At 77.7% G+C, this 646-nt stretch carries 1 protein-coding gene; it reads right to left on the bottom strand.

The features are described from left to right. Positions 1-646, bottom strand: a 646-nt coding sequence (locus tag OZN99_RS33010; RefSeq protein ID WP_270939388.1) for an HAD-IC family P-type ATPase, incomplete at both ends; no start/stop codon positions are given.

Genomic DNA, 646 nt, shown 5'->3' with positions numbered 1-646 from the left:
CGGCCTGCCCTCGGTCAGCGTGCCGGTCTTGTCGAAGGCGACCAGGTCCACGGACCTGGCGCGCTCAATCGCCTCGGCGTCGCGGATCAGGATGCCCGCCCGCGCGGCGGCGCCGGTGCCGGCCATGATGGCGGCGGGCGTCGCCAGGCCGAGCGCGCAGGGGCAGGCGATCACCAGCACCGCGACGGCGTGCAGGATCGCCGCCTCCGCCCCCGCGCCGGCGACCAGCCAGCCGAGCAGCGTCAGCGCGGCCAGCGCGACGACGACGGGCACGAAGACCGCGCTGACGCGGTCCACCAGCTTCTGCACCGGCGCGCGGGAAGCCTGCGCCGCGGCAACCAGCGCCGCGACGCGGGCCAGGGTGGTGTCGCCGCCGACCGCGGTGGCGCGCAGCACCAGCCTGCCATCCAGCACCACCGTCCCGGTCGAGACCTTGGCGCCGGGCTGCTTCTCCACGGGACGGGATTCGCCGGTCAGCGCGCTCTCGTCCACGCCGGCCTCGCCGGTCTCGATCGTCCCGTCCACCGGGATTCGCTCGCCGGGCCGGACCGCCACGCGGTCGCCGACCACGAGCGCGGCGGCGGGCACCTCGTGCTCCGCGCCGTCGGCGTCCAGCCGGCGCGCGGTGCGCGGGCGCAGCGCCAGC

Origin of the sequence: Falsiroseomonas oryzae (assembly GCF_027856955.1) — a bacterium.
Lineage (GTDB): Bacteria > Pseudomonadota > Alphaproteobacteria > Acetobacterales > Acetobacteraceae > Falsiroseomonas > Falsiroseomonas oryzae.
Note: the sequence above shows the minus strand (reverse complement) of the source record. Positions and strands in the feature narration are given on the sequence as shown.